Origin of the sequence: Pseudomonas sp. A-RE-22 (assembly GCF_019956035.1) — a bacterium.
GTDB lineage: Bacteria > Pseudomonadota > Gammaproteobacteria > Pseudomonadales > Pseudomonadaceae > Aquipseudomonas > Aquipseudomonas brassicacearum.
In genome coordinates, this window is sequence record NZ_JAHBCZ010000085.1 from 1 (window position 1) to 4,886 (window position 4,886).

Genomic DNA, 4,886 nt, shown 5'->3' on the forward strand with positions numbered 1-4,886 from the left:
AATGAAGGCCGCAAGCCCAATGAAACAAGGGACATCAGCTCAACGATGGTTGAGAACAACAGCTCACGCGGATACTGGCGTTGACGATGTTCTTCGAACATCTGATCGATCCATTCGGCAGGAACAGACTGCTCCAGAATCACTCTGGCCATGACACTGGCCGGTGCTTTTTTCTCAAACCGCGCTAGAACTTCTGCCCATATCGCTTCTGTCACCCTGACTGAGTTTTGTGGGATTTTATCAAAGACCTTGAAAGGGCTGGCTGTAAGAGCGGAACCGCCAGCAGCCGTTACCGCAAAAACGGATATACACACCAAAGCAAATAAATCCCGAGCCCCCTCAAAAAAACGGCACATCCCCTTGGAAAAAGGGAGGTGCCGCTTTTGGAGTCTAGGCAAACGGTATTGCCATATGAAGTGGACTTAAGAGGCAAACCGCCGCAACCCCACCGGTGGCACAAAGGCTTCCAGCTCGGCCTCCACCGCCTCGATTATTCGTTCAACATCCGGGGCATTCATCACAGTTGCGCAGGGGATACCTGCAATGGCGATCATGGTCTCGCCGCTGGCACGGTCAAACAGCCGGGCAACCATGCTGCCAGGCGCATCCATGCTCGCTTCGAATCCCATGGGATGGAAGTGCCAGCGCATCAACTGGCAAGCGTTGGGGAACGTAACCTTGCTGAAAGATCCTTTATTCATGTGTTGCCCGCCTTCTTCAATCGAGCGCTTCCTTTTGCTCATGTCAGGAAGGAAGAGCCATCATGGCTCTACCAGTGAGAACTAAAAATAGCACCTGAAAATGAAGCTCATGTGGATTTTTTCAGTCCGTTTTGCGATTGGTTCACTTTTTTTGATCTGGATCACGACTTAAGCGGCAATGTCCAGAATGCCATCACGCTTGGCTGGGGTTGTCCCGAGGCTTGGGCAATGGCTCTGGCACCCGGCTTTTCCAGGCGATAAGCAGGGCCAGGGTCATCATCGCCAGGGCGACGGCGAAGGTCATGTGCAGACCGTTCGTCACGGTCGCAGGGCTGGCATGGGTGATGTCATTCGTCGCTGCCGCTGCCGCAAACACCGCGCCGAGCACGGAGGCTCCGGTGAAGAAACCCAGGTTGCGCGACAGGTTGAGCAGCCCGGCGATGACGCCTCGCCGCCGGGCAGCGACATCGGCCATGACTGCTGTGTTGTTGGCCGTCTGGAAGAATGCGTAGCCGAGGGTCGTCACCACGATAGCCGTGAGGTAGCCGACGATGCCAAGGGCAGGGGAAACCAGTGACAGCATCAGGCAGCCGAGGACCATGGTTGCCAGGCCGGCGAGCCGCATGGGCTGCACGCCGAAGCGATCCGCCATGCGTCCGGCAGGCACTCCGGCCAGCGCCGCGACGGACGGCCCCGCGGCCAGCGCCAGCCCCACGAAGGCCGCCGGCAATCCGAGGGTGATGGACAAGTAAAAAGGCCCGACCAGAAGCGTCGCCATCAAGACCGTCGCGACCAGGGCGCTCGTTGCCAGGCCTGATACCAATTGCTTGTCGCGAAAGACTGCCAAGGGAATCAACGGCGATACGGCCCGGGACTGGGCCCGAATGAACAGCCCGCCGCCCACGAGTGCGATCAGCAGCAGAGCAAGATTCAATCCGCCAAAGCTTCCGTGTCCGGAGGTCATGGCCAAGGCATAGGCGGCGAGCGTCATTGCCAACAGCAATGTACCGGTCACATCGAAGCGGGTTCCTTCGGGCTTCGGCGGCACTTCACGCACCGGTAGCGAGTACCACGCCAGCCCTAGCGTCAGCAGACCGAGGGGGATGTTGACCAGGAACAAGGCCGGCCAACCGAACCCGCTGATCAACATGCCGCCAAAGGACGGTCCAAGGGCTGTGCCCACTGCCGACAGCGTTGCCAGCAGGCCCATGGCGCTGCCGGTTTTTTCCTGATCGACCGTTTCGCCAACCAGCGCCAGGGTCAGCGCCATCATGATGGCGGCCCCCAGGCCTTGCAGCGCCCGACCTGCAACCAGCAGCCAGAGCGAGGGCGCGAGGCCGCATACTGCCGATGCCAAGGTGAACAGGGCGATACCGGCCAATAGCAGCTTGCGCCGGCCCATCAGGTCTCCCAAGCGGCCGACACTGACAATCAGCGTGGTGATTGCCAGCAGATAGGCCAGCACCACCCATTGGACCTGCTGGAAAGAGGCACCGAGCGCCTCGGCCAGCGTCGGCAGTGCCACCGAAGCCACACTGGCGCCAAGGGAGGCCAGCAGTGTCGAGAGCGCAAGGCTGGCCAGGGTCCGGCGAGGTGAAAAGGGCTTGAGCGTGGGCGCGGTTGCCGGCCGGTTCTGTTGCGTGTTGACGGGTTTCATCGTGTCACCTGTATCGTGGCGCTCGAAACGGAGCTGTCAGAACGTTACGCCTGGGCATAACATGGCGGAAGACGCAGCATTTGCACGTTATAGCTGCAGCAAACGCCATATCTTCAATTCGAGCTACCGCCATGTCCTCACCTGACCTCAATCTGCTCGTCACCCTTGATGTGCTGCTCTCGGAAGGCAGCGTGGCCAGGGCCGCCCGGCGCTTGCAGCTCAGCCCGTCGGCCATGAGCCGGGCACTGGCGCGGTTGCGTGAAACCACCGGTGACCCGCTGTTGGTTCGGGCCGGGCGAGGGCTGGTGCCGACACCCCGCGCGCTGGAGTTGCGCGAACAGGTCAGCCACCTGGTGCAGCAGGCCCAGGCGGTGCTGCGGCCAGTGACGACCCCGGATCTCGGGCGCTTGAGCCGAACTTTCACGTTGCGCACCCGCGAAGGGTTCGTGGAAAACTTTGCCATCGACCTGATCACTCGCATCCATGAGCAAGCGCCCGGCGTGCGCCTGCGTTTCGTGGAAAAGACCGACCGCGACAGCACGGCGCTTCGCGAAGGCACCGTGGACCTGGAGACCGCCGTCGTGGACAAGGACACCAGCCCCGAACTGCGAACCCAGGCCTTGTTCAGCGACCGCTTGATCGGCGTGGTGCGCGCGGGACACCCGCTGAGCCAGGCAACGGTGAGCGCCACCGGTTATGCCGCAGGCGGGCATGTCGGTGTGTCGATGCGCGGCCTGGATCATGGCGTCATCGACCAGGCCCTGGCGGCGTTGAATCTGTCCCGGGAAATCGTCACCACCGTGCCAGGCTTTTCCTCGGCGCTGGGACTGGCCCGCTCGAGTGACCTGATTGCCAGCGTGCCTGAACGCTACACCGCGAGCCTGCGGGTCGGCCTGCACAGTTTTACGCTGCCGTTTCCCGTACCTGGGTTCACGATCGCCATGCTCTGGCATCCGCGGATGGACGCCGATCCTGTGCATCGTTGGCTTCGAGGTTGTCTGCGGGAAGTGTGTGCACGTAAAACCGTTGAGGTTTAGTAGATATTCATTAATAGCATTTCGCTGGCACTTAGTTGGCGAAAGTGCGACGCCGTGCGCAAATTGCTAGTTATCGATATTTAATATTTAAATAGAATTTTGTCCGACAATCCGCAACTCGGGCAATTGAGCGTGGGCACTAACGAGGCAGAACCCTATTATTTATGGGCGTTAAGGGTGGGGCGTGAAATTGAACGAAAAAAATTGCTAGACGTTTGATTTCCAATTGTGTCAGGTTTCTTACGTCCTCATTGGGCGAGTGATAGGACGATCTCGCCAGAGATTGTCTGTCTGACTAAAACTGTTCCATTTGCAAACAAGGAAGTATGTTTATGTCGAAAGTCAAAAGCAGCGCTATTGATTCTGCCGAACAACTCCTCTGGGCGCCGCAATCATTGGCGGCTGCCAGTAGTGCGTTCAACCAGATCAATAGTTTCAGCCACCAATACGACCGGGGCGGTAACCTGACTGTCAACGGCAAACCGTCGTACTCTGTCGACGAGGCGGCCACTCAGTTGCTGCGCGACGGCGCGGCTTACCAGGACCGGGACGGCAGCGGCAAGATCGAGCTGACCTACACCTTCCTGACTTCCGCCTCTTCCAGCACCATGAACAAGCATGGGATCAGCGGCTTCAGCCAGTTCAGTGCGCAGCAGAAAGGCCAGGCGGCCCTGGCCATGCAATCCTGGGCGGACGTGGCCAACGTCACCTTCGCCGAAAAAGCCAGCGGCGGCGACGGTCACATGACCTTCGGCAACTACAGCGGCGGCCAGGATGGCGCGGCGGCGTTCGCTTATCTGCCAGGGACGGGTGCCGGCTATGACGGGACCTCCTGGTACCTGATCAACAGCAGCTACACCCAGAACAAGAACCCGGACCTGAACAACTACGGCCGCCAGACCCTGACCCACGAAATCGGTCACACCCTCGGCCTGGCCCACCCGGGTGACTACAACGCTGGTGAAGGCAGCCCGACCTACGATGACGCCACTTATGGCCAGGACACCCGTGGCTACAGCGTCATGAGCTACTGGAGTGAAAGCAATACCGACCAGAACTTCAGCAAGGGCGGCGTCGAAGCCTACGCCTCCGGTCCGCTGATGGATGACATCGCGGCCATCCAGAAACTCTACGGTGCCAACACCACGACCCGTACCGGCGATTCGACCTACGGTTTCAACTCCAACACCGGTCGCGATTTTCTCAGTGCGTCTTCGTCGTCGGACAAAGTGGTGTTTTCGGTATGGGACGCGGGCGGCCGCGATACCCTGGATTTCTCCGGTTTCACCCAGAACCAGAAAATCAACCTCAATGACGCCTCGTTCTCCGATGTTGGCGGCATGGTAGGCAACGTCTCCATCGCCAAGGGTGCCGTCATCGAAAACGCCATCGGCGGCGCGGGCAGCGACTTGCTGATCGGCAACTCGGTGGCCAACGAACTCAAGGGCGGCGCGGGCAACGATATCCTTTGGGGGGGCGGCGGTGCAGACA

The 4,886-nt window shown here is 59.9% G+C and carries 4 protein-coding genes and 1 pseudogene; 2 read left to right on the top strand and 3 right to left on the bottom strand.

The genetic code is table 11. The features are described 5' to 3' along the window. The 3 genes and pseudogenes from KGA89_RS28585 to KGA89_RS28595 form a co-directional block, all read right to left on the bottom strand. A pseudogene (locus tag KGA89_RS28585) lies at positions 1-398 on the bottom strand (hypothetical protein); the annotation flags it as partial. A 24-nt stretch (positions 399-422) separates the two neighbouring features. After that, the gene (locus KGA89_RS28590) at positions 423-701 is read right to left on the bottom strand and encodes a DUF1652 domain-containing protein (RefSeq protein WP_003201764.1); all 279 of its coding nucleotides are present in this window, start codon (positions 699-701) and stop codon (positions 423-425) included. A gap of 193 nt (positions 702-894) precedes the next feature. After that, on the bottom strand, positions 895-2,358 hold the full coding sequence (locus tag KGA89_RS28595) for an MFS transporter (protein WP_223473117.1): 1,464 nt from the start codon (positions 2,356-2,358) through the stop codon (positions 895-897). 131 nt (positions 2,359-2,489) lie between these two features. On the opposite strand from KGA89_RS28595, the gene KGA89_RS28600 reads away from it, so the two are divergent. Both KGA89_RS28600 and KGA89_RS28605 read left to right on the top strand, forming a co-directional pair. Then, a complete protein-coding gene (locus tag KGA89_RS28600) occupies positions 2,490-3,395 on the top strand; it encodes a LysR family transcriptional regulator (RefSeq protein ID WP_003201768.1) in 906 nt (301 codons plus the stop codon). 332 nt (positions 3,396-3,727) lie between these two features. Beyond that, the coding region (locus tag KGA89_RS28605) for a serralysin family metalloprotease (RefSeq protein WP_223473118.1) at positions 3,728-4,886 on the top strand (1,159 nt) is incomplete at its 3' end.